The sequence below is a fragment of the Herbaspirillum sp. GW103 genome, from assembly GCF_000261365.1.
Taxonomy (GTDB): domain Bacteria; phylum Pseudomonadota; class Gammaproteobacteria; order Burkholderiales; family Burkholderiaceae_D; genus Herbaspirillum.
The window spans coordinates 38662-59702 of sequence record NZ_AJVC01000003.1; the positions used below are offsets into that span (position 1 = coordinate 38662).

17 protein-coding genes are annotated in these 21041 nt (G+C 62.7%); 10 read left to right on the forward strand and 7 right to left on the reverse strand.

Annotated elements, in window-relative coordinates:
• Window positions 1-9 precede the first annotated feature (9 nt).
• The gene (locus GWL_RS03715; RefSeq protein ID WP_008326825.1) at window positions 10-906 is read right to left on the reverse strand and encodes a hypothetical protein; all 897 of its coding nucleotides are present in this window, start codon (window positions 904-906) and stop codon (window positions 10-12) included.
• 137 nt (window positions 907-1043) lie between these two features.
• On the opposite strand from GWL_RS03715, the gene GWL_RS03720 reads away from it, so the two are divergent.
• A complete protein-coding gene (locus tag GWL_RS03720) occupies window positions 1044-1991 on the forward strand; it encodes a patatin-like phospholipase family protein (protein ID WP_034350496.1) in 948 nt (315 codons plus the stop codon).
• A 91-nt stretch (window positions 1992-2082) separates the two neighbouring features.
• Here the strand turns inward: GWL_RS03720 and GWL_RS03725 are convergent, their stop codons facing one another.
• Window positions 2083-2685, reverse strand: a complete 603-nt coding sequence (locus GWL_RS03725; RefSeq protein ID WP_034350010.1) for a C40 family peptidase — start codon at window positions 2683-2685, stop codon at window positions 2083-2085.
• A gap of 350 nt (window positions 2686-3035) precedes the next feature.
• On the opposite strand from GWL_RS03725, the gene GWL_RS03730 reads away from it, so the two are divergent.
• The 4 genes from GWL_RS03730 (at window position 3036) to greA (ending at window position 9015) form a co-directional block, all read left to right on the forward strand.
• Entirely contained in the window at window positions 3036-3443 is a 408-nt protein-coding gene (locus GWL_RS03730; RefSeq protein ID WP_008326828.1) for a heme-binding protein, read from the forward strand.
• A gap of 298 nt (window positions 3444-3741) precedes the next feature.
• Window positions 3742-4905, forward strand: coding sequence for a glutamine-hydrolyzing carbamoyl-phosphate synthase small subunit (gene carA / locus GWL_RS03735; RefSeq protein ID WP_008326829.1), 1164 nt, complete (start codon window positions 3742-3744; stop codon window positions 4903-4905).
• Window positions 4898-8131, forward strand: coding sequence for a carbamoyl-phosphate synthase large subunit (carB, locus tag GWL_RS03740; protein WP_008326830.1), 3234 nt, complete (start codon window positions 4898-4900; stop codon window positions 8129-8131). Before carA ends, carB begins: the two co-directional genes overlap by 8 nt.
• A gap of 407 nt (window positions 8132-8538) precedes the next feature.
• On the forward strand, window positions 8539-9015 hold the full coding sequence (gene greA, locus GWL_RS03745) for a transcription elongation factor GreA (protein WP_008326831.1): 477 nt from the start codon (window positions 8539-8541) through the stop codon (window positions 9013-9015).
• 134 nt (window positions 9016-9149) lie between these two features.
• Here the strand turns inward: greA and yhbY are convergent, their stop codons facing one another.
• Window positions 9150-9608 (reverse strand): ribosome assembly RNA-binding protein YhbY, encoded by a 459-nt coding sequence (yhbY, locus tag GWL_RS03750; protein ID WP_008326832.1) that lies wholly within the window; start codon window positions 9606-9608, stop codon window positions 9150-9152.
• A gap of 76 nt (window positions 9609-9684) precedes the next feature.
• On the opposite strand from yhbY, the gene GWL_RS03755 reads away from it, so the two are divergent.
• Window positions 9685-10332, forward strand: a complete 648-nt coding sequence (locus GWL_RS03755) for an RlmE family RNA methyltransferase (protein ID WP_008326838.1) — start codon at window positions 9685-9687, stop codon at window positions 10330-10332.
• Between the two features lie 5 nt (window positions 10333-10337).
• Here GWL_RS03755 and GWL_RS23250 read toward each other — a convergent pair whose 3' ends face one another.
• Window positions 10338-10754, reverse strand: a complete 417-nt coding sequence (locus tag GWL_RS23250; RefSeq protein ID WP_157174191.1) for a hypothetical protein — start codon at window positions 10752-10754, stop codon at window positions 10338-10340.
• On the opposite strand from GWL_RS23250, the gene ftsH reads away from it, so the two are divergent.
• The 4 genes from ftsH (at window position 10714) to GWL_RS03775 (ending at window position 15874) form a co-directional block, all read left to right on the forward strand.
• A complete protein-coding gene (gene ftsH, locus GWL_RS03760) occupies window positions 10714-12603 on the forward strand; it encodes an ATP-dependent zinc metalloprotease FtsH (RefSeq protein ID WP_008326840.1) in 1890 nt (629 codons plus the stop codon). The genes GWL_RS23250 and ftsH overlap by 41 nt on opposite strands.
• Before the next feature lie 245 nt (window positions 12604-12848).
• A complete protein-coding gene (folP, locus tag GWL_RS03765; RefSeq protein WP_034350497.1) occupies window positions 12849-13697 on the forward strand; it encodes a dihydropteroate synthase in 849 nt (282 codons plus the stop codon).
• Between the two features lie 124 nt (window positions 13698-13821).
• Window positions 13822-15156, forward strand: coding sequence for a phosphoglucosamine mutase (gene glmM / locus GWL_RS03770; protein WP_008326842.1), 1335 nt, complete (start codon window positions 13822-13824; stop codon window positions 15154-15156).
• Between the two features lie 25 nt (window positions 15157-15181).
• Complete coding sequence (locus tag GWL_RS03775; RefSeq protein ID WP_008326843.1) at window positions 15182-15874, forward strand: response regulator; 693 nt, start codon at window positions 15182-15184, stop codon at window positions 15872-15874.
• Window positions 15875-15958: 84 nt separating this feature from the next.
• On the opposite strand, the gene GWL_RS03780 is transcribed toward GWL_RS03775, so the two are convergent.
• From GWL_RS03780 to GWL_RS03790, 3 genes are all read right to left on the reverse strand, one after another.
• Entirely contained in the window at window positions 15959-17260 is a 1302-nt protein-coding gene (locus tag GWL_RS03780; RefSeq protein ID WP_008326844.1) for a cytochrome c, read from the reverse strand.
• The gene (locus tag GWL_RS03785; RefSeq protein ID WP_008326852.1) at window positions 17257-17994 is read right to left on the reverse strand and encodes a c-type cytochrome; all 738 of its coding nucleotides are present in this window, start codon (window positions 17992-17994) and stop codon (window positions 17257-17259) included. The genes GWL_RS03780 and GWL_RS03785 overlap by 4 nt, the downstream gene beginning before the upstream one ends.
• Window positions 17995-18546: 552 nt before the next feature.
• On the reverse strand, window positions 18547-21033 hold the full coding sequence (locus GWL_RS03790; protein WP_008326854.1) for a penicillin-binding protein 1A: 2487 nt from the start codon (window positions 21031-21033) through the stop codon (window positions 18547-18549).
• Window positions 21034-21041: the final 8 nt, after the last annotated feature.

Sequence of the window (21041 nt, forward strand, 5' to 3'; positions counted from 1 at the left end):
AAAGCGGCCTCAGTCCTGCGGCGGGACGTTGCCCTTGAGCAGCGCCAGCTCTGCGCGCAAGCCCTGGTTTTCTTCGGAGAGGCGACTCACGCGCGCCTGCAGCGAAGCGATTTCGCGGCGCAGGGCGGCGCTCAGTTCGTTCTCCTGGCCTTCCACCAGAGGGATGGCCTGCTCGCTCATCTCTTGCGCCTTCGGCACGCGCGGGGTGCGGGTGGCGGCTTGCTGTTCGCGCACCTTCTTGGCGGCTTCGCGCAATTCCTTCTTGCCACCGGCGACCGCGCTGACCTGCGCCTGGCTGGGCAAGGTGGCCACGGCGGCAGCGGCATTGATGGAGATGGCGCCATTGCGCACCGCCTCCACCAGCTCGGGTGCGGCGGTCTTGCGGATGCGGTCGATCTGGCCGATGGTGGCGCTGCTGATGCCGGCGGCACGCGCAATGTCTTCGCGGGTCTTGATGCGACCGGTGTTGTCATCGGCGTGCCAGGGATCATCGCCTGAGGGGGAGGCATCGCCAACGCCTTCAGGCGCGGCGGTCTGGTCAGTAGCGGCGGCCACCTTGGCGGGCTTGGCCTCGGCCTTGGTGCGGGCGGCGATGATGTCGCGCTTGCGCAGGGCCAGCATGCCGCGCTGGAAGTCCGAAACGCTGCGACGACCGAGCTGGTTGTCGATCATCCAGAGCAGCACGTCCTCCAGCGAGCCGAAGCTGTCGTTCTGGATGGTCTTGAAGGGCAGGTCGTACTTGCTGCAGATTTCGTAACGGTTGTGACCATCGATGAGCACCTCGCCCCACAGCACCAGCGCATCGCGGCAGCCTTCGGCCAGCAGGCTGCGTTCCAGCGCGGCATATTCGTTGGGGGTGAGGGGATCGATGTACTGTTTCAGTTCTTCGTTGATGACGATATTCATGGGACTGTGACGCCGAAGGCGTCTGGACTGAATCGAAAAGCCGGGGTCGCATTCTACACCACTGCCTGTGGCACTCTCCGGACGGTCGGGGTGCTTGCAGTACAATGTCGGGCTTCATCACTGCTGCCCCTCGCGTCATGCGCATTCGATTCCGTCTGATGGCTGCGGCCATTGTTTCTGCCTTGTTTCTCTCTGCCTGCGGCACGTCATCGCTCTTGCCGGGGGGCGCTGCGTCCAGACCCGCCGAGGGCACCGTCGCACCCAGCGCCACGGCGGCGCCCACTCCGCGCAAGATCAAGATCGGCCTGGCCCTGGGCGGCGGCGCTGCGCGCGGCTTTGCCCACATCGGCGTGATCAAGGCGCTGGAAGCCCAGGGCATCACCGTGGACGTGGTGGCGGGGACCAGTGCCGGCAGCCTGGTGGGCGCGCTCTATGCCGCCGGCAATGACGGCTTCGCCCTGCAGAAGCTGGCGCTGGCGATGGACGAGGCGGCCATCTCGGACTGGTCGGTGCCGCTGTTCTCCAAGCTCAGTGGCGTGCTCAAGGGGGAGGGCGTGCAGAATTACGTGAACAAGGCGGTGCACAACGTGCCCATCGAGAAATTCAAGATTCCCTTCGGCGCGGTGGCCACCGATCTGCGTACCGGTCAGCCCATCCTGTTCCAGCGCGGCAATGCCGGTACGGCAGTGCGCGCGTCCTCGGCGGTGCCGGGCGTGTTCCAGCCGGTCAGGATCGGCGACCATACCTATGTCGATGGCGGACTGGTGGCGCCGGTGCCGGTGCACTTCGCACGGCAGATGGGGGCGGACTTCGTGATCGCGGTCAACATCTCGGCCAATCCGGAGGCGCAGGCAGCGGCCAGCAGTTCCCTCGACGTGCTGCTGCAGACCTTCGCCATCATGGGGCAGACCATCAACCAGTATGAGCTGAAGAATGCCGACATCGTCCTGCAGCCGGGGCTGGGCGCCATGAAGGGGAGCGACTTCGCCAGCCGCAACGTGGCGATCCTGGCCGGCGAGCAGGCTGCCAGTGCAGCCATGCCGGAAATCAAGCGCAAGTTGAAGCAGATGGAGACCGGTAACTGACGGCTGGGCCGTTTCTGGGCGGTATATGAAGGAAAAAAAAGGCCGCTGTCCCCAGCGGCCTTTTGCTATGTACGGTGCACCGTGATGGTGATCATTTCTGTTCGTCGTCGCCCGCGATGATGCGGCGCGCACCATTGAAGCGCTTCTTCCAGTAGGACTCGTCCATGCTCTCGATGCGCACCTGGCCACCGGTCGAGGGGGAGTGAATGAACTTGCCGTCACCCAGGTAGATGCCGACGTGCGAGAAGCCGCGGCGCAGGGTGTTGTAGAACACCAGGTCGCCCGGTTGCAGGTTGTCGCTGCCAACCTTCTCGCCCACGCGGCTGATTTCCAGCGAGGTGCGCGGCAGGTCCGTGCCCCATGCTTCCTTGAAGACGTAGCGCACCAGACCGCTGCAATCCAGGCCGGTATCAGGCGAATTGCCGCCGTAACGGTAATTGATGCCCAGCATGGCCAGCGCCTGGGTGGCCAGTTCGGAAGCACGATTGGTGATTTCTTGCAGGCGGGCGATCGCAAGATTGGTCCTGCTGATCAACTGCTGGGCTTGCGGGGAGGTCGCTTGGGGAGGAGGAAGATCCTGCGCTGCCAGGGAAAGGTCAGCGGAATGAGCCGATGCACTGATCCAGAGGCCGGCCGCCAGCGCGCATGCACGAGCGGTTTGTCGTCGGATTCGGTCAGATCGGCGTAGGGTCATCGGGATCCTCTCAAAATAGGATTGCAGGAATGTAAGGTAAATCTTACGGCTTGTCAAAAGCTGGATTCGTGCCAGCTTGTCAAACTGAAATGATTTACGGGTTAAAGCGGGCTGCTTGCGGGTTTCTCCCTGTCAGGGGTTTTCCTACGCGCGGTAGGAAAACAGCCCGGCTAAAAGATTTACGTTTTTACAGAAAGTTTCCTTGCTGCATGAGAAAAATGAGTTGCAGGCCAGGTGTGATGCAAAAAACTTCATCTATGGCGTGAAGATGACTTGGCCGGGCGGGATGTCAAAAAAGACTTTCTGGCCGTACAATCAGCGTTCAATTTTTTCTGCCTATCGGAGCAAACATGCAAACCAAACCGTTCCTGTCGCTGGACGACGTCAAGAAGATCGCTGCCGGCGCTGAAGCCGAAGCCCGTGCCAACAACTGGAACGTGGCCATCTCGGTGGTCGATGACGGCGGCCACCTGCTGTGGCTGCAGCGCATGGACGGCGCCGCCCCGATCTCCTCGCAGATCGCCCCGGCCAAGGCCCGCACCGCTGCCCTGGGTCGCCGCGAAAGCAAGATCTATGAAGACATGATCAACAACGGCCGCGTCTCCTTCCTGAGCGCTCCCGGCCTGGATGGCCTGCTCGAAGGCGGCGTGCCGGTGGTGGTCGATGGCCATTACGTGGGCGCCGTCGGCGTCTCGGGCGTGAAGTCCTCGGAAGACGTGCAGATCGCCAAAGCCGGTATCGCTGCCCTGGGCCTGTAATCTCTCCCGTGCCGGCAGCCTCGTCTGCCGGCGCTCCCGCCTTGCCTGCACCCCGTTTAGGTGCAATTTGCGCCAACTTTCGGCAATCTACGATTTGCCGGAGGGAGGCTCTTGCGCTATAATTGAGCGGTTTAGCCAATTTTATCCGCCGTAGCGCATACCCATTCCTCTTCCTCGTTCCCAACAGGCCCAGCCACGCTTCCGTACCGAATGAGTCGGGGTGTTCGCGCCGGTCAGTTTGGCGCGCAAAGGTCTACCGGTCATCCAGCCGCGGCGGTAACAATCTCAGGAGTTACCCTTGCTGCCTCTTCTTTCCGGTCCCGCGATTCCGGCCGTCCTCGCGCTCGCAGACGGGTCTGTCTTCCAAGGTTTTTCCATCGGCGCCGCAGGCAATACCACCGGTGAGGTGGTCTTCAATACCGCGATGACCGGCTACCAGGAAATCCTGACCGACCCCAGCTACAGCCGCCAGATCGTCACCCTTACCTATCCGCACATCGGCAACACGGGCGTGAACCGTGAAGACGTCGAAGCGTCGCAGATCCACGCCGCCGGCCTCATCATCAAGGACCTGCCGCGCCTGCTGTCGAACTTCCGCAGCCAGCAATCGTTGTCGGATTACCTGAAAGAAGGCAACATCGTCTCCATCGCCGGCATCGACACCCGCAAGCTGACCCGCATCCTGCGCGAGAAGGGTGCCCAGAACGGCGCCATCGTCGCCGGTGAAGCCGACATTGCTGCTGCCACCGCCAAGGCACTGGAACTGGCACGCGCCTTCCCGGGCCTGGCTGGCATGGACCTGGCCAAGGTGGTCTCCACCCGGAAGGCCTACAACTGGACCGAGACCGAATGGCGCCTGGGCCGCGGCTATGGCCAGCAGATCACCCCGAAATTCCACGTGGTCGCCTTCGACTACGGCGTCAAGTACAACATCCTGCGCATGCTGGCCGAGCGCGGCTGCAAGGTCACCGTGCTGCCGGCGCAAGCCACTGCGGCCGAAGCGCTGGCCCTGAACCCGGACGGCATCTTCCTCTCCAACGGTCCTGGCGATCCGGAACCCTGTGATTACGCCATTGCCGCTTCCAAGGAACTGATCGAGCGCGGCATCCCGACCTTCGGCATCTGCCTGGGTCACCAGATCATGGCCCTGGCCTCCGGCGCCAAGACCCTCAAGATGAAGTTCGGCCACCACGGCGCCAACCACCCGGTGCAGGACCTGGATTCCAAGCAGGTGATGATCACCTCGCAGAACCACGGTTTCGCCGTGGACCAGGCGACCCTGCCGGCCAATTGCCGCGTGACCCACGTGTCGCTCTTCGACGGTTCGCTGCAAGGCTTCGAGCGTACCGACAAACCTGCTTTCTGCTTCCAGGGCCACCCCGAAGCATCCCCTGGACCGCATGACATCGCTCCCCTGTTCGACAAGTTCGTGGCGATGATGGAGAAGAAACAAAATGCCTAAGCGTACTGACATCAAAAGCATCCTGATCATTGGCGCTGGCCCGATCATCATCGGCCAGGCCTGCGAATTCGACTATTCCGGCGCCCAGGCCTGCAAGGCCCTGCGTGAAGAAGGTTTCAAGGTCATCCTGGTCAACAGCAATCCGGCCACCATCATGACCGACCCGGAAATGGCCGATGCCACCTACATCGAGCCGATCACCTGGCAAGCTGTCGAGCGCATCATCGCCAAGGAAAAGCCGGACGCCATCCTGCCGACCATGGGCGGCCAGACCGCGCTGAACTGCGCGCTGGACCTGCATCGCAATGGCGTGCTGGACAAGTACAAGGTTGAGCTGATCGGCGCCACTCCGGAAGCCATCGACAAGGCGGAAGACCGCTCCAAGTTCAAGCAGGCCATGACCAAGATCGGCCTGGGTTCGGCCCGTTCGGGCGTGTCGCACACGATGGAAGAATCGTGGGCGGTGCAGAAGACCATCGGCTTCCCGGTCATCATCCGTCCGTCCTTCACCATGGGCGGCACCGGCGGCGGTATCGCCTACAACGCCGAAGAATTTGAAACCATCTGCAAGCGCGGCCTGGAGGCTTCGCCGACGTCCGAACTGCTGATCGAAGAATCGCTGATCGGCTGGAAGGAATACGAAATGGAAGTGGTCCGCGACAAGGCGGACAACTGCATCATCGTCTGCTCCATCGAAAACCTGGACCCGATGGGCGTGCACACCGGCGACTCCATTACCGTGGCACCGGCACAGACGCTGACCGACAAGGAATACCAGATCATGCGTAACGCCTCGCTGGCGGTGCTGCGTGAAATCGGTGTGGATACCGGCGGCTCCAACGTGCAGTTCTCGGTCAACCCGGCTGATGGCCGCATGATCGTCATCGAAATGAACCCGCGCGTCTCGCGTTCCTCGGCACTGGCCTCCAAGGCCACCGGCTTCCCGATCGCCAAGATCGCGGCCAAGCTGGCCGTGGGCTTCACGCTCGATGAACTGCGCAACGAGATCACCGGCGGCGCGACCCCGGCGTCCTTCGAGCCGTCCATCGACTACGTCGTGACCAAGATCCCGCGTTTCACCTTCGAGAAATTCCCGCAGGCCGACAAGCACCTGACTACCCAGATGAAGTCCGTGGGTGAAGTCATGGCCATCGGTCGTACCTTCCAGGAATCCTTCCAGAAAGCCCTGCGTGGCCTGGAAGTGGGCGTGGATGGCATGAACGAAAAGACCACCGACCGCGAACTGATCGAGAAGGAATTGGGCGAACCCGGTCCGGACCGCATCTGGTACGTGGGCGACGCCTTCGCCCAAGGCTTCTCGCTGGAAGAAGTGCATGGCCTGACCCACATCGACCCGTGGTTCTTGTCGCAGATCAAGGAAATCGTCGACATCGAACTGTGGCTGGAAAAGGATGTGGCGCTGGAGTCGCTGGACAAGGCGACCCTGTTCCAGCTGAAGCAGAAGGGCTTCTCGGATCGCCGCCTGGCCAAGCTGCTGAAGACCACCGACACCGCCGTGCGCGAGCAGCGCAAGAAGCTGGGTGTGCGTCCGGTCTTCAAGCGCGTCGATACCTGTGCGGGCGAGTTCTCGACCGATACCGCCTACATGTATTCGACCTACGACGAAGAGTGCGAATCCAACCCGACCGACAAGAAGAAGATCATGGTGCTGGGCGGTGGCCCGAACCGTATCGGCCAGGGCATCGAGTTCGACTATTGCTGCGTGCACGCGGCACTGGCCATGCGCGATGACGGTTACGAAACCATCATGGTCAACTGCAACCCGGAAACCGTCTCGACCGACTACGACACTTCCGACCGCCTGTACTTCGAGCCGGTGACGCTGGAAGACGTGCTGGAAATCGTCGAGAAGGAAAAACCGGTCGGCGTGATCGTCCAGTACGGCGGCCAGACCCCGCTGAAGCTGGCGCTGGACCTGGAAGCCAATGGCGTGCCCATCGTCGGCACCTCGCCCGACATGATCGACGCCGCTGAAGACCGCGAGCGTTTCCAGAAGCTGCTGCAGGACCTCGGCCTGCGCCAGCCGCCCAACCGTACCGCCCGTACCGAAGCCGATGCGCTGCAACTGGCGCAGGAAATCGGTTATCCGCTGGTGGTCCGCCCGTCCTACGTGCTGGGTGGCCGGGCCATGGAAATCGTCCACGAGCAGCGTGACCTGGAGCGTTACATGCGCGAAGCCGTCAAGGTATCGCATGACTCTCCGGTGCTGCTGGACCGCTTCCTGAACGACGCCATCGAAGTGGACGTCGATTGCCTCTCCGACGGTGAACGTACCTTCATCGGCGGCGTGATGGAACACATCGAACAGGCTGGCGTGCACTCGGGCGACTCGGCTTGCTCGCTGCCGCCGTATTCTCTGTCCAAGGAAACGATTGAAGAACTGAAGCGCCAGACCGCACTGATGGCCAAGGGCCTGAACGTGGTCGGCCTGATGAACGTGCAGTTCGCGATTCAGCAAAATGAAGTCGATGGCAAGACCGTCGATACCGTCTTCGTGCTGGAAGTGAACCCGCGTGCTTCGCGTACCGTACCCTTCGTCTCCAAGGCGACCGGCCTGCAACTGGCCAAGATCGCCGCGCGCTGCATGGTCGGCCAGTCGCTGGACAGCCAGGGCATCAAGAACGAAGTGGTGCCGCCTTACTACAGCGTCAAGGAAGCCGTGTTCCCGTTCGTCAAGTTCCCGGGCGTGGACACCATCCTCGGCCCTGAAATGAAGTCCACCGGCGAAGTCATGGGCGTGGGCAAGACCTTCGGTGAAGCCTTCGTGAAGTCGCAGATGGGTGCTGGCGTGAAGCTGCCGAAGTCCGGCAAGGTCTTCCTGTCGGTGAAGAACAGCGACAAGCCGCGTGCCGTGCAAGTGGCGCGCGACCTGGTCGCCCTGGGCTTCTCGATTGTGGCCACCAAGGGTACGGCGGCGGCCATCAGCGCTGCTGGCATCCCGGTGACGACCGTCAACAAGGTGGTGGAAGGCCGTCCGCACATCGTGGACATGGTCAAGAACAACGAGATCACCCTGGTGGTGAACACCGTTGAAGAAAAGCGCAACGCCATTGCCGACTCCGGAGCGATCCGTACCTCGGCACTGGCCGCCCGTGTGACCACCTTCACTACCATCGCCGGTGCCGAAGCGGCAGTGGAAGGCATGCGCCATCTGGACGCGCTGGACGTCTACGATTTACAAGGCCTGCATAAAGCTATACACTAAACCCACAACACGTTACTTTTGCCGGCTTTAGCTTGATTGACGCCGGCAGGCAAAGAGGGCATCTGAGCAATCGATGCCCTCTCTGACTTTTGGACGACACCCTGCGGCCACAACATGTTCAATGTTGCAGGGCAGATCCGTCCGGGGACGCTAAGGACATGACGCCATCGGGCCTCACGCATGTGGATTTGCGCGTGGCGTCATGTCCTTAGCGGCTCTGAGTCAGAGCGCGTGTTGTTGAAGAGCTGACGGAATCCTGCAGCAACGGTCCGTTCACCAGTCAGACTGTTCCCGTAAAAACAACGCTTGTCCGCCAGGTTGGCGGCGCGGAGATCTTTTTGCGTGTTCAGCGGCCGGCGGACCTTGGATGCGTCTTCCGTGTAACCCTAACCTTGAGCAAGAGACTTATGAGCACAGTTCCCCTTACCAAGCGTGGCGCCGAACTTCTGAAGGAAGAATTGCACCGTTTGAAAACCAAAGACCGTCCGGAAGTCATCAATGCAATCGCCGAAGCGCGCGCGCAGGGTGACTTGTCCGAAAACGCCGAATACGAGTCGGCCAAGGAGCGCCAGGCCTTCATCGAAGGCCGTATCGCCGACCTGGAAGGCAAGCTGGGCGCGGCCCAGGTCGTCGACCCGGCCGAACTGAACGCCGAAGGCCGCGTGGTCTTCGCCTCCACCGTGGACCTGGAAAACCTGGACAGCGGCGAGAAGGTGACCTACCAGATCGTCGGTCTGGACGAAGCCGACATCAAGGAATCCAAGGTTTCCGTGACCTCGCCCATCGCCCGTGCCCTGATCGGCAAGAGCGCCGGTGACGTGGTGGCCGTGGAAGCCCCCTCGGGCCTGAAGGAATACGAAATCCTGGAAGTGCGCTACGTCTGACGTAGTCCGCCGCATCCGTCCCGCGCAGAGCAGGGCGGATGCGGCATTGATCCTGCCGCAACACCGACGCCGGAAATGAAAATGCCCGCATCAGCGGGCATTCTGTTTTGTGGACCGTGGCCCCGTGGCGGCGATCAGCCAGCGCTCTTCTTGGTGCTGCGCTGGCGCGGCTTGGCCTTCTTGACCAGACCACCGGCGGTGATGCGTTCGTTGCCCTTGAGCATGACCTTGCTCACCGAAGGACGCTTGGTGGCGTGCGACTTGACGATGGTCACTTCGCGCAGGCCGCCCTTGGCGCCGGCAGCGGCTTTCTTGCCTTCGTCCTTTTGCGGGCGATACAGCACCAGCAGCTTGCCGATGTGTTGTACCGGCGCGGCCTTGAGCTCGGCGCAGATGGTTTCGTAGATCGCGATGCGGGCTTCGCGGTCGTCGCCGAAGACACGGACCTTGATGAGGCCGTGGGCGTTGAGGCTCTTGTCGATTTCCTTCATGACGGATTCGGAAAGGCCACTTTCGCCTACCATCACGACGGGGTTCAAGCCATGGGCCTGGGCGCGCAGTTCGCTGCGCTCGGCGGGAGTCAGATTCAACATGGGAGTGCAGGTTCGGGACGAGGTCTCGGCGGCGCCAAGTTGTCCCTCAATGAGATAAAACCAGTATTCTACGCGAATGGCAAAGAACAAACTGAACAAAAACTGGTTACACGACCATATCAACGACCCTTATGTGAAGTTGGCACAGAAGGAAGGTTATCGCGCGCGTGCCGCCTACAAGCTCAAGGAAATCGATGAGGAAGAACGTCTCATCAAGCCCGGGCAGGTGATCGTCGACCTCGGCTGCACCCCCGGCAGCTGGTGCCAGTACGCCCGCAACAAGCTGGCCGGTGCCGAGGGGGGCGGCATCCACGGCACCATCATCGGGCTGGACATCTTGCCGATGGACCCGATTGCCGATGTGCACTACATCCAGGGCGACTTCCGCGAAGACGAGCCGGTGCGCCAGCTCGAAGCCGTGCTGGAGGGGCGCAAGGCCGATCTCGTGCTCTCGGACATGGCGCCCAACCTGTCGGGCGTGGCCATTGCCGATGCCGCACGGGTGGAGTACCTGATTGACCTGGCCATCGATTTTGCGCAACTGCACATGAAACCTGGCGGCGCTTTGCTGGTCAAGTGTTTCAACGGGACCGGCTACAACGAACTGGTGCACAAATTCCGGGCCGAATTCAAGACGGTGATGTCCAAGAAACCCAAGGCCAGCCGCGACAAGTCGTCCGAAATCTTTCTGCTAGGGAAAATCCTGAAAAATCCTCGCAGTTAAATCGGTTAAAGTTGATTCAAAACCGGTTCGTCATCCGCAATCCAGCGCAAAATCTGCTGTAAAACCGGCGATTTAGTGAATTTTCCCGCCTTGTTTTGCCCGATTTCAGCCTTATATCGATTTCTGGAAATCGTTAGTCTGTCTGAATCGGTGACAAACTTGGCGACAAACAGGTCTTCCCCGCCCGTCTTCAAGCTGATGACGGAATGGCAAAGAAATGAGCCTGCAGCCTGATGCGACGCGTTGTTGTGCGTTGCGCGATGGCACAGCAGGGCGGGGCGAGGCTGGTCGGACGGCGGTTTTCCGTGTAAGGGTGGTTGAATCCGGGTAAAATCGGACGATACAAAGGCAACGTGGCGCGCAGGCGTCGGAGGAGTTCCAGTGAACAATATGTTTTCCAAGGCTGCCATCTGGGTAGTCATCGCGCTCGTGCTGTTTATGGTGTTCAAACAGTTCGACAGCCGCAGCATGGCGACCAATGCCAAGCCGATCGCGTATTCGGACTTCATCTCCGAGGTCAAGGCCGGACACATCAAGGACGCGACCATCGAGGATCGCAACATCATCGCCACCACTCAGGACGGCACCAAGGTCAAGACCGCGACCACCATCCTGGATCGCGGCCTGGTCGGCGACCTGTTGAACAATGGCGTGAAGTTCGACGTGCGCCAGCCGGAAGAGCAGTCCTTCCTGTCGCAAATCTTCATTTCCTGGTTCCCGATGCTGCTGTTGATCGGCGTCTGGATCTTCTTCATGCGCCAGATGCAGGGCGGCGGCAAGGGCGGTGCGTTCTCCTTCGGCAAGTCCAAGGCGCGCATGCTCGATGAAAACAGCAATTCGGTCACCTTCGCCGACGTCGCCGGTTGCGATGAAGCCAAGGAAGAAGTGCAGGAGCTGGTCGAATTCCTGCGCGATCCAACCAAGTTCCAGAAGCTGGGCGGCCGCATCCCCCACGGTGTGTTGATGGTCGGCCCCCCGGGTACCGGTAAAACGCTGCTGGCCCGTGCCATCGCCGGCGAAGCCAAGGTGCCGTTCTTCACCATTTCGGGTTCGGACTTCGTGGAAATGTTCGTCGGCGTGGGCGCATCGCGTGTGCGTGACATGTTCGAGAACGCCAAGAAGCATGCTCCCTGCATCATCTTCATCGACGAAATCGACGCCGTCGGTCGCCATCGTGGCGCCGGCATGGGCGGCGGCAACGACGAACGTGAACAGACCCTGAACCAGATGCTGGTGGAGATGGACGGTTTCGAAGCCAACTCCGGCGTCATCGTCATCGCCGCTACCAACCGCGCCGACGTGCTGGACAAGGCGCTGCTGCGTCCGGGCCGTTTCGACCGCCAGGTGATGGTCGGCCTGCCCGACATCCGTGGTCGCGAACAGATCCTCTACGTCCACATGCGCAAGGTGCCCATCGCGCCGGACGTCAAGGCCGACATCCTGGCCCGTGGTACCCCCGGTTTCTCCGGTGCCGACCTGGCCAACCTGGTCAACGAAGCCGCCCTGTTCGCTGCGCGCCGCAACAAGCGCCTGGTGGAAATGCAGGACTTCGAAGATGCCAAGGACAAGATCGTCATGGGTCCGGAACGCAAGTCGGCCGTGATGCGCGAGGAAGAGCGCCGCAACACCGCCTACCACGAGTCCGGCCACGCCGTCGTCGCCAAGCTGCTGCCCAAGGCCGATCCGGTCCACAAGGTCACCATCATGCCGCGTGGCTACGCCCTGGGCCTGACCTGGCAGCTGCCGGAGCATGACCGCGTGAACATGTACAAGGACAAGATGCTGGAAGAGATCTCTATCCTCTTCGGTGGCCGTATCGCTGAAGAAATCTTCATGCACCAGATGTCCACCGGCGCTTCCAACGACTTCGAGCGCGCTACCAAGCTGGCTCGCGCCATGGTTACCCGCTACGGCATGTCCGTGACCCTGGGTACCATGGTGTATGAAGATTCGGAGCAGGACGCCTACTTCGGCCGCATGTCCTCCAAGACCGTTTCCGAAGCCACCCAGCAAAAGGTGGATGCTGAAATCCGCAGCATCCTCGACGAGCAATATGCCCTGGCCCGTCGTCTGCTGGAAGAAAACCGCGAGAAGGTCGACGTCATGGCCAAGGCCCTGCTGGAATGGGAAACCCTGGACGCCGATCAGGTCAACGACATCATGAACGGTGACGAACCGCGTCCGCCGCGCAATGGGACTCCCGTCAAGAAGTCGCCCTCGGACGGCAATCGTTCCGGCGACGTCTCGCCCAACGCCACGGCTCCGGCCTGAAGCGTGAGGGCTGCGGCGAAGAGCCCGAGCGCCTGAGACCGCAGGTTTGATGAAGGTGAGGAGCGATCCTCACCTTTTTTATTTGGCAGATGAAAAACCGTGCAGTCGATGACGCGCTTGCCGGACAAAAGTATAAAGACGGTCCATCGGCGGTGTATCATGCAGCCGCAGAGCGATGGCAGGCGGCGCAGCCTCCGCAAGGTCGCTACGTCGGACAACTCATCCGCACCACCCACAACAGCAAGATGACGCAAGCATTTCTCAAGTGCGGCAGGTTCCGCCTGCCGGTCCAGCCTGGCCGCCGGCCGCTGGTCATGGGCATTCTCAATGTGACGCCCGATTCCTTCTCCGATGGCGGCCGCCATCACTGCCTGGAGCTGGCCCTGACCCATGCCGAACAGATGATCGCCGACGGGGTCGACATCATCGACATCGGTGGCGAGTCGACCCGTCCCGGCATCGCCCCGCTGTCCTTGCAGGAAGAGCTGGAGCGCGTCATGCCGGTGATCTATGCCCTGCGCGACTGCGGCAAGCCGATCTCGCTGGATACCTACAAGCCCGCCGTCATGCGCGAAGCGCTGGCCGCCGAGGTGGACATGATCAATGACATCAATGGTTTTCGTGCCGAGGGCGCCATCGATGCGGTCAAGGACAGCGAGGCCGGCCTGTGCGTGATGCACATGCAGGGTCAGCCGCAGACCATGCAGCAGGAACCCCGATATGAAGATGTGGTGACCGAGGTCGCCCAATTCCTGCAGACCCAGGTCGACCTCATGCGCGCAGCCGGCATCGGACGTGAACGGATTTGTATCGATCCCGGTTTTGGCTTTGGCAAGACTGTGGAGCATAATCTGGCTTTGCTCAAGAACACGCGCCGACTGATCGACATGCTGGACCTGCCCCTGCTGGCGGGCATGTCGCGCAAGTCGATGATCGGCGCCGTCACCGGCAAGCCGCTGGAACGCCGCATGGCCGGCAGTCTCGGCGCGGCGCTGGCGGCGGCGCAGCAGGGCGCGATGATCATCCGGGTGCATGATGTGGCCGAGACGGTCGATGCACTGGCCATGTGGCAGGCCGGGCGCGCCGATCGGTAGGCACAGCGGCAATGCAGCTTCGTACCTCACCGATCATCAGGCAGCAACCCATCGTCTTCACTGGAGACAGGCCGACGCCTTCGCCCGGCCAGCAAGACATCGACAAGCAATAAAAAGGATCAACATGGCAGCAAAATATTTCGGCACCGATGGTGTGCGCGGTCGCGTAGGCGTGGCACCCATTACCCCTGATTTCGTCATGCGCCTGGGCTATGCGGCCGGCAAGGTGCTGGCCAAGTCCAAGGATGGCGTGGCGCGTCCCACGGTGCTGATCGGCAAGGACACCCGCATTTCCGGCTACATGCTGGAAGCCGCCCTGGAGGCCGGTTTCGCAGCGGCTGGCGTGGATGTCTGGCTGGCCGGGCCACTGCCGACCCCGGCCGTGGCCTACCTGACCCGCGCCCAGCGCCTGTCGGCCGGCGTGGTGATTTCGGCCTCGCACAATCCCTATCACGACAACGGTATCAAGTTCTTCTCGGCCAAGGGCAACAAGCTGCCCGACCAGGTCGAGGCCGACATCGAAGCCGCCCTGGAGCAGCCCATGGAGTGCGTTCCCTCCGAGAAGCTGGGCAAGGCACGTCGCCTGTCGGATGCGGCCGGCCGCTACATCGAATTCTGCAAGAGCACCTTCCCCAGCGCCATGGACCTGCGTGGCATGCGCCTGGTGGTGGACTGTGCCAACGGCGCGGCCTACAACATCGCCCCGCACGTCTTCCATGAGCTGGGGGCCGAAGTCATCACCATCGGCAATCAGCCCGATGGCCTGAACATCAACGAGGACTGCGGCGCCACCGCGCCCAAGTCGCTGGTAGCCGCGGTGCGTGAATACCGCGCCGACCTGGGCATTGCCCTGGACGGCGACGCCGACCGGCTCATCATGGTCGATGGCCATGGCCGCATCTACAACGGCGATGAACTGCTCTACCTGATGGTCAAGGATCGCCTGGCCACCGGCCCGGTCGATGGTGCGGTCGGCACCCTGATGACCAACATGGCCCTGGAAGTGGCCTTCAAAAAGATGGGCGTGCCCTTCGCGCGCGCCAAGGTGGGCGACCGCTACGTGCTGGAAGTGCTGCAGGAAAAGGGCTGGCTGCTCGGCGGCGAAGGTTCCGGCCACCTGCTGGCGCTGGACAGGCATACCACCGGCGATGGCATCGTCTCGGCGCTGCAGGTCCTGTGTGCACTGAAGCGCGCCGGCCAGAGCCTGGCGCAGATGACCGGCGATATCACCCTGTTTCCGCAATCGCTGATCAATGTGAAGATTCCGGCCGGCTATGACTGGAAGTCCAACGCCGCCCTGCAAGCCGAGAAGCTTGCGGTGGAAGAGGCACTGGGCGAGCGCGGCCGCGTGCTGCTGCGACCGTCCGGCACCGAACCGCTGATCCGCGTGATGGTGGAAGCCGAAGAAGCCGACCTGGCGCGTACCATGGCCCAGCGTATCGCGGCCAAGGTACTCTGATCGAGCCACAGCGAAGCCAAGGAAGATGTCAAAAGAGCTCCCCCACATCCTGATGGTCGAAGACGAACCCAGCATCGCGGAGCTGTTGCGCTTTACGATGCAGGGAGCGGGTTTTGCCACCACCATCGCCACCGACGTGGCCCAGGCCCGCAAGCTGATCGCCGAATCGCTGCCGCACGTGGTGCTGCTGGACTGGATGCTGCCCGACAGTTCCGGTCTGGTGCTGCTGGCGGAGCTGCGGCGCGACCAGCGTACGGCGGCGCTGCCGGTCATCATGCTCACCGCCAAGGGCATGGAAGAAGACAAGGTCAAGGGCTTGAACGAGGGCGCGGATGACTACGTGACCAAGCCGTTCTCGCCCAAGGAACTGGTGGCACGGGTGCAGGCCCTGCTGCGTCGCAAGACGCCCGAGATCGGCAGTCAGGCACTGCGCTACGGCGACATCAGCATCGACGTCGAACGCCGCCAGGTGGCCGTGGCGGGCAGGTCGGTGGCGCTGGATCAGGCCGAGTTCAAGCTGCTGCGCTATCTGGTGGCGCATCCGGAACGCATCTTTTCACGCGCCCAGTTGCTCGACAGGGTCTGGGGAGACCACACCTTCATCGAGGAGCGCACGGTCGATGTGCACATCATGCGCCTGCGCAAGTCGCTGGGTGATCTGGCGTACTACGTGCAGACGGTGCGCGGCATGGGCTACAAGCTCAGTACCGAGCACTGACGTTTCTTCATCCATGAATGAAAAAGGCGATATCCGGATCGCCTTTTTTTTTTTCGAGCCGGACCCAGGATGCGCTGCGCAGGATCAATCCAGCGGCACGCTGCGATAGCGGTTCACCTCCGAGGCCGAAACGAAGCCGCTCTGGTTGCCCCAGCTATTGCGCACATAGGAGACCAGTGCGGCCACCTCCTGGTCACTGAGCTGCGGACCGAAGGGTGGCATGCCGAAGGGGTAGGGGTTGCCTGTCGTGGAGGGCGGGAATCCACCATTGAGCACGGCCCGGATGGCGTTGACCGGCTCTGGCCCGGCAATGGCATGGTTGCCCGCCAGCGGCGGATAATCCGGTGCGCTACCCTGGCCACGGCCGCCGTGGCAGTCCACGCACAGACTTCCGTAGAGCTTCTTGCCCTGCTTGAGGATGCGTTCGGCCTCGACGGGTTCCGGTTGGGCGGCCATGCCATCCTCGGGCAGGGCTTGTGCCGGCAGCGACTTCAGGTAGACCGCCATGGCGCCGATATCCTCATCGTTCAGATACTGCAGGCTGCGCCCGACGATTTCCGACATCGGCCCCAGCGAGGCGGCGCGCGGCGAGACGCCGGTCTTGAGCAGGGCGGCAATGTCCGCCTCGCTCCAGTTGCCCAGGCCATGCTCTGCTCCATGCAGGGGCGGCGCATACCAGTCCAGCCCCGGGATCATGCCCCCGGCCAGTGCCAGCGGCGCAATGCTGGCGCCGGCCCGGTTGCGGGCGCTGTGACAGGCGCTGCAATGGCCAGCCCCTTGCACCAGGTAGGCGCCCCTGTTCCACTGGGCGGAGCGCGCCGGATCAGGCTGGTAAACAGCCGGTGTGAAGAAAAATGCGCGCCACAGGCCCAGCAGCGGCCGCTGGTCGTAGGGGAAGCGCAAATCATGTGAACGATTGGGCTGAACTACGGGAGGCAGGCGGCGCAGCCAGGCGAACAGGGCATCGCTGTCGTCGCGGGTGAGGCGGGTGTAGCTGGTGTAGGGGAAGGCCGGGTAGAGGAAACGGCCATCACGTCCACGTCCGTGGTGCAGGGCGCGCCAGAAATCGTCGGCGCTCCAGTCGCCCAGGCCGGTGGCCTTGTCCGGCGTGAGATTGGTGGTGTAGAGCGTGCCGAAGGGAGTGGCGATGGGGCGGCCACCGGCATAGGCCGCACCGCCGCGCACCGTATGGCAGGCCATGCAGTTGCCGGCGCGTGCCAGGTATTGCCCCCTGAGTCGCTGCGCTTGCGCATCGGTGACCGGGGCGGCCACACCGGCATCTTCGCTGCGCAGGCTTTGCCAGGCGATCACGCCGGCTGCCAGCGCCACGACCGCCAGCACGCTGCCCAGCAGCATCCCCAGTCCCCGACGCAAGATCTTGTTCATCGTGCCGCTCCTGCGTCGGCAGGGCCCGGCGGCGGCATGCTGCCGCAGGCCACCGGGAGTGGCTGGGGCAGGCTGCGCGCCGGGGCATAGTCGGCCGGCACCGGCTGGGAGGACAGCCAGCTGCTGACGGCATTGATGTCTTCCGGACTCAGGGCCCGGGCAATCTTGCCCATGCAGTCCGGTGCGCTGGCAGTGCGCTCGCCATTGCGCCAGGCTCCCAGTTGCGCATTGATATAGTCGTGCGGCAGGCCCAGCAATCCCGGAATGCCCGGCTGTACGCCGCCCAGCCCGACGCCATGGCAGCTGGCGCAGGCAGCAATGCCCTGCGTCGGCTTGCCCTGGCTCACCAGCAGGCGCCCCCGATCCAGTACGGCGGTGCCGGCGTCGGCGGGAACCGGCGGCGGATAGGGCGGATGCTGGTCGGCGAAGAAGGCGGCGATCTGCCGGAGATAATCATCCGAAAGATTGCCCAGCAGGTAATTCATCATCGGATAACGGCGCCGTCCATCACGAAAACTCTGCAGCTGATTGAGCAGGTATCCCTCCGGCTTGCCGGCGATGCGCGGATAGTAGCCATCGGCCGTGGCCCGCCCCTGCTTGCCATGGCAGGCGATGCAGGCGGCCATGCGTTCGGCCATGCCCGGCATCGTCCCCGGCTTGTCCGCCGTCGGCTGGGCCATGGCCAGGCCCGCTGTCATCCATGTCCCCAGGGCAGTGACTGCAAGCTTCTTCATATTTATTGTGGGCGAGCGCATCGGCCTATTGTAGTGCAAGGCCGATGCGGCGCATGGGAAGCTTGCAGCTTTGCAAGGGCGGGCGCAGCGGATACAATAGCGGCCTTGTTGCCCCCGTAGCTCAGTGGATAGAGCGATCCCCTCCTAAGTCAAATTGGGCAGCGGATGCCGAAAGGCGCCGCCTGAATGGAGTCAAAGTCGGTGAACCCTGACAGCGCATGCTTTTGAGCCTGCGGCTGCTGGCAATACCGAGCCAAGCCGGTTTCCTCGGAAGCCGGAAGGTGTAGAGACTAGACGGCTCCGGCCTCCCGATCTTGCTCGCCAGGGCAGGGTCCATGGCCAAGGTATAGTCCAGACTGCAAACATCCGGTCATCTGTATCTGATGGTGGCGAAAGCCATAGCGGTATGAAGGGATAGGTCACACGTTCGATCCGTGTCGGGGGCGCCAGACAAAAGCAAACGGGCACTTCTTCGGAAGTGCCCGTTTGCTTTTGCCGTCCCGCTCCTGAAGTGCCACGTGCCAGGCCCCAGGCCCCAGGCCCGGCCCGGCTTCAATGTCCCTGGTTGGTGTTGTCCATGAAGCGCCGTGCGTTCTCGTTGAGGGGACGGCCCGCCGGTGCGCCCGGTAGCGTGCGCGGGGTGCTGGGGGAGGACCCGGGCAGGTTCGGCGCCGCCTGCGTATTGCCCTGTTGAGCGCCCGGTGCAGCCGGGGTGGAGCTCGGTGTCCAGCCGAAGAAGTTTGACAGGGCATCCACCACTGTCACGCCCACATTGGTCACCAGACCGTTGTTGGGAGTGAAGTTGTCGTAGTAGGGTTCGCCATCGATGAAGCGGATGCCGTCCGGCACCGGCAGGTCGAACTGCGGCACCCCCTTGAGGGCCTTGGCCATGTAGTCGACCCAGATCGGCAGCGCCAGCTGCGCCCCGAATTCCTTGCTGCCCAGGCTCTTGGGCTGGTCGTAACCCATCCAGGCGACGGTCGCCAGGGTGCGCTGATAACCGGCGAACCAGCCATCGACGGCGTCATTGGTGGTGCCGGTCTTGCCGGCCAGGTCGGTGCGGCCGATGCTGTTGCTGCGCGCGCCGGTACCGCTCTGGGCGACCGACTTGAGCATGCTGGTCATCATGTAGCTGTTGCGTTCGGCCACCACGCGCGGCGCGCCATTGCCCACGATCAGCGGATCCGCCTTGGACAGCACCTTGCCGCGCGCATCGGTGATCTGCGAGATCAGGTAGGGCTGAATCTTGTAGCCGCCGTTGGCAAAGACCGAATAGGCCGCCGAGAGCTGCAGCGGGTTGGTCTGGCCCGCGCCCAGCGCCATGGGCAGGTAGGGCGGGACCTTGTCGGCGTCGAAGCCGTAGGTGCCGGTGATGAACTCCCGCGCATAGGGCACGCCGATATAGTCCAGTGTACGGATGGCCACCAGGTTCACCGACTTCTGCAGGGCGGTGCGCACGGTCATGGGGCCGGCCGGGGTTTCGTCATCCTTGGGTTCCCAGTTCGGTTGGCCGGGGCCGGCCGGATAGGAAACCGGGGCATCGTTGACGATGGAGGCCGGGGCAAAACCCTTCTCCAGCGCCGCCGAATAGATGAAGGGCTTGAAGGTCGAGCCCGGCTGGCGCCAGGCTTGGGTGACGTGGTTGAAATTGTTCTGGGTGAAGTCGAAGCCACCGACCAGGGCGCGGATGGCACCATCCTGCGGCACCACCGAGACCAGTGCCGCTTCTACCTGCGGCAACTGCACCACCTGCCAGTTCTGTTTGGCGTCCTGCATCACGCGGATCAGCGCGCCGGGGGCGATGCGGATCTCCTTTTTGGCCTTCTCCGACAAGGCCGCAGCGACGAAGCGCAGGGCTTCGCCCTTGATGCTGATCTTGTCGCCGCTGCGCAGCACCGCATCGATCTGCCTGGGGCTGGCGGCCACCACCACGGCGGCCAGGATGTCATCGTTGTCGGGGTGGTCGTCCATCACGTCGTCGATGGCCGCGGCACGATCGTCGGCGTTGGCGGGCAGGGCGATGGTTTCTTCCGGACCGCGATAGCCGTGGCGGCGGTCGTAATCCATCACGCCCTTGCGCACGGCCTGGTAGGCGGCCTGCTGGTCGGCTGCATTGACGGTGGTGTAGACGTTGAAGCCCTGGGTGTAGGTGTCTTCCTTGTACTGCGCGTACACCATCTGGCGCACCATTTCATTGACGTATTCGGCGTGGATGCTGTACTGGCTGCCCGGTGCGCGCACCTTCAGTTCTTCCTTGGAAGCCTTGTCGTACTGGGCCTGGGTGATGAAACCCACTTCCAGCATGCGCTGCAGGATGTACTGCTGGCGGATGTGGGCGCGCTTGGGATTGACGATGGGGTTGTAGGCCGAGGGCGCCTTGGGCAGGCCGGCCAGCATGGCGGCTTCGGCCAGGGTGATGTCCTTGAGGTCCTTGCCGAAGTAGGTGCGGGCGGCGGCGGCGAAGCCGAAGGCGCGCTGGCCCAGGTAGATCTGGTTCATGTAGACCTCCAGGATCTGGTCCTTGGTCAGGGCATGTTCGATCTTGTTGGCCAGCAGCACCTCGTAGAGCTTGCGGGAGAAGGTCTTCTCCTTGGTCAGGAAGACGTTGCGCGCCACCTGCATGGTGATGGTGCTGGCCCCCTGCGAGGCGCTGCCGCGAAGAATGTCGGCTACCAGCGCGCGGGCGATGCCGATCCAGTCGATGCCGCCGTGTTCATAGAAACGGTAGTCCTCGATGGCCAGCACGGCATTCTTCATGTCGGCCGGGATGTCTTCGAGCTTGACCAGGCTGCGTTTTTCTTCACCAAATTCGCCCAGCAAGACCTTGTCTTCGGACCAGATGCGCAGCGGTACCTTGGGGCGGTAGTCGGTGATCAGGTCCAGCGAGGGCAGGCGCGGGTTGATGAAGATCAGTGCATACACCACCAGCAGCGCACCGGCCACACCCAGACCGAGGATGGACAGACCGATGAACTTGGCGATGTTGGGATTGAGGAAGCCGCGCTGGCGGCGCAGGTCTGGCAGAGAGGAAAAAGGCATGGGATGAG

Excerpts from the sequence above, each read along its gene's own strand:
- yhbY (WP_008326832.1), bottom strand. The coding sequence starts at position 9,608 with ATGTTGAATCTGACTCCCGCCGAGCGCAGCGAACTGCGCGCCCAGGCC.
- GWL_RS03775 (WP_008326843.1), top strand. The coding sequence starts at position 15,182 with ATGTCAAAAGAGCTCCCCCACATCCTGATGGTCGAAGACGAACCCAGC.
- GWL_RS23250 (WP_157174191.1), bottom strand. The coding sequence starts at position 10,754 with ATGACTACCCAGATGGCAGCCTTGGAAAACATATTGTTCACTGGAACT.
- glmM (WP_008326842.1), top strand. The coding sequence starts at position 13,822 with ATGGCAGCAAAATATTTCGGCACCGATGGTGTGCGCGGTCGCGTAGGC.
- GWL_RS03720 (WP_034350496.1), top strand. The coding sequence starts at position 1,044 with ATGCGCATTCGATTCCGTCTGATGGCTGCGGCCATTGTTTCTGCCTTG.
- carB (WP_008326830.1), top strand. The coding sequence starts at position 4,898 with ATGCCTAAGCGTACTGACATCAAAAGCATCCTGATCATTGGCGCTGGC.
- GWL_RS03785 (WP_008326852.1), bottom strand. The coding sequence starts at position 17,994 with ATGAAGAAGCTTGCAGTCACTGCCCTGGGGACATGGATGACAGCGGGC.
- GWL_RS03755 (WP_008326838.1), top strand. The coding sequence starts at position 9,685 with ATGGCAAAGAACAAACTGAACAAAAACTGGTTACACGACCATATCAAC.
- GWL_RS03790 (WP_008326854.1), bottom strand. The coding sequence starts at position 21,033 with ATGCCTTTTTCCTCTCTGCCAGACCTGCGCCGCCAGCGCGGCTTCCTC.
- GWL_RS03725 (WP_034350010.1), bottom strand. The coding sequence starts at position 2,685 with ATGACCCTACGCCGATCTGACCGAATCCGACGACAAACCGCTCGTGCA.
- greA (WP_008326831.1), top strand. The coding sequence starts at position 8,539 with ATGAGCACAGTTCCCCTTACCAAGCGTGGCGCCGAACTTCTGAAGGAA.
- GWL_RS03715 (WP_008326825.1), bottom strand. The coding sequence starts at position 906 with ATGAATATCGTCATCAACGAAGAACTGAAACAGTACATCGATCCCCTC.
- GWL_RS03780 (WP_008326844.1), bottom strand. The coding sequence starts at position 17,260 with ATGAACAAGATCTTGCGTCGGGGACTGGGGATGCTGCTGGGCAGCGTG.
- folP (WP_034350497.1), top strand. The coding sequence starts at position 12,849 with ATGACGCAAGCATTTCTCAAGTGCGGCAGGTTCCGCCTGCCGGTCCAG.
- GWL_RS03730 (WP_008326828.1), top strand. The coding sequence starts at position 3,036 with ATGCAAACCAAACCGTTCCTGTCGCTGGACGACGTCAAGAAGATCGCT.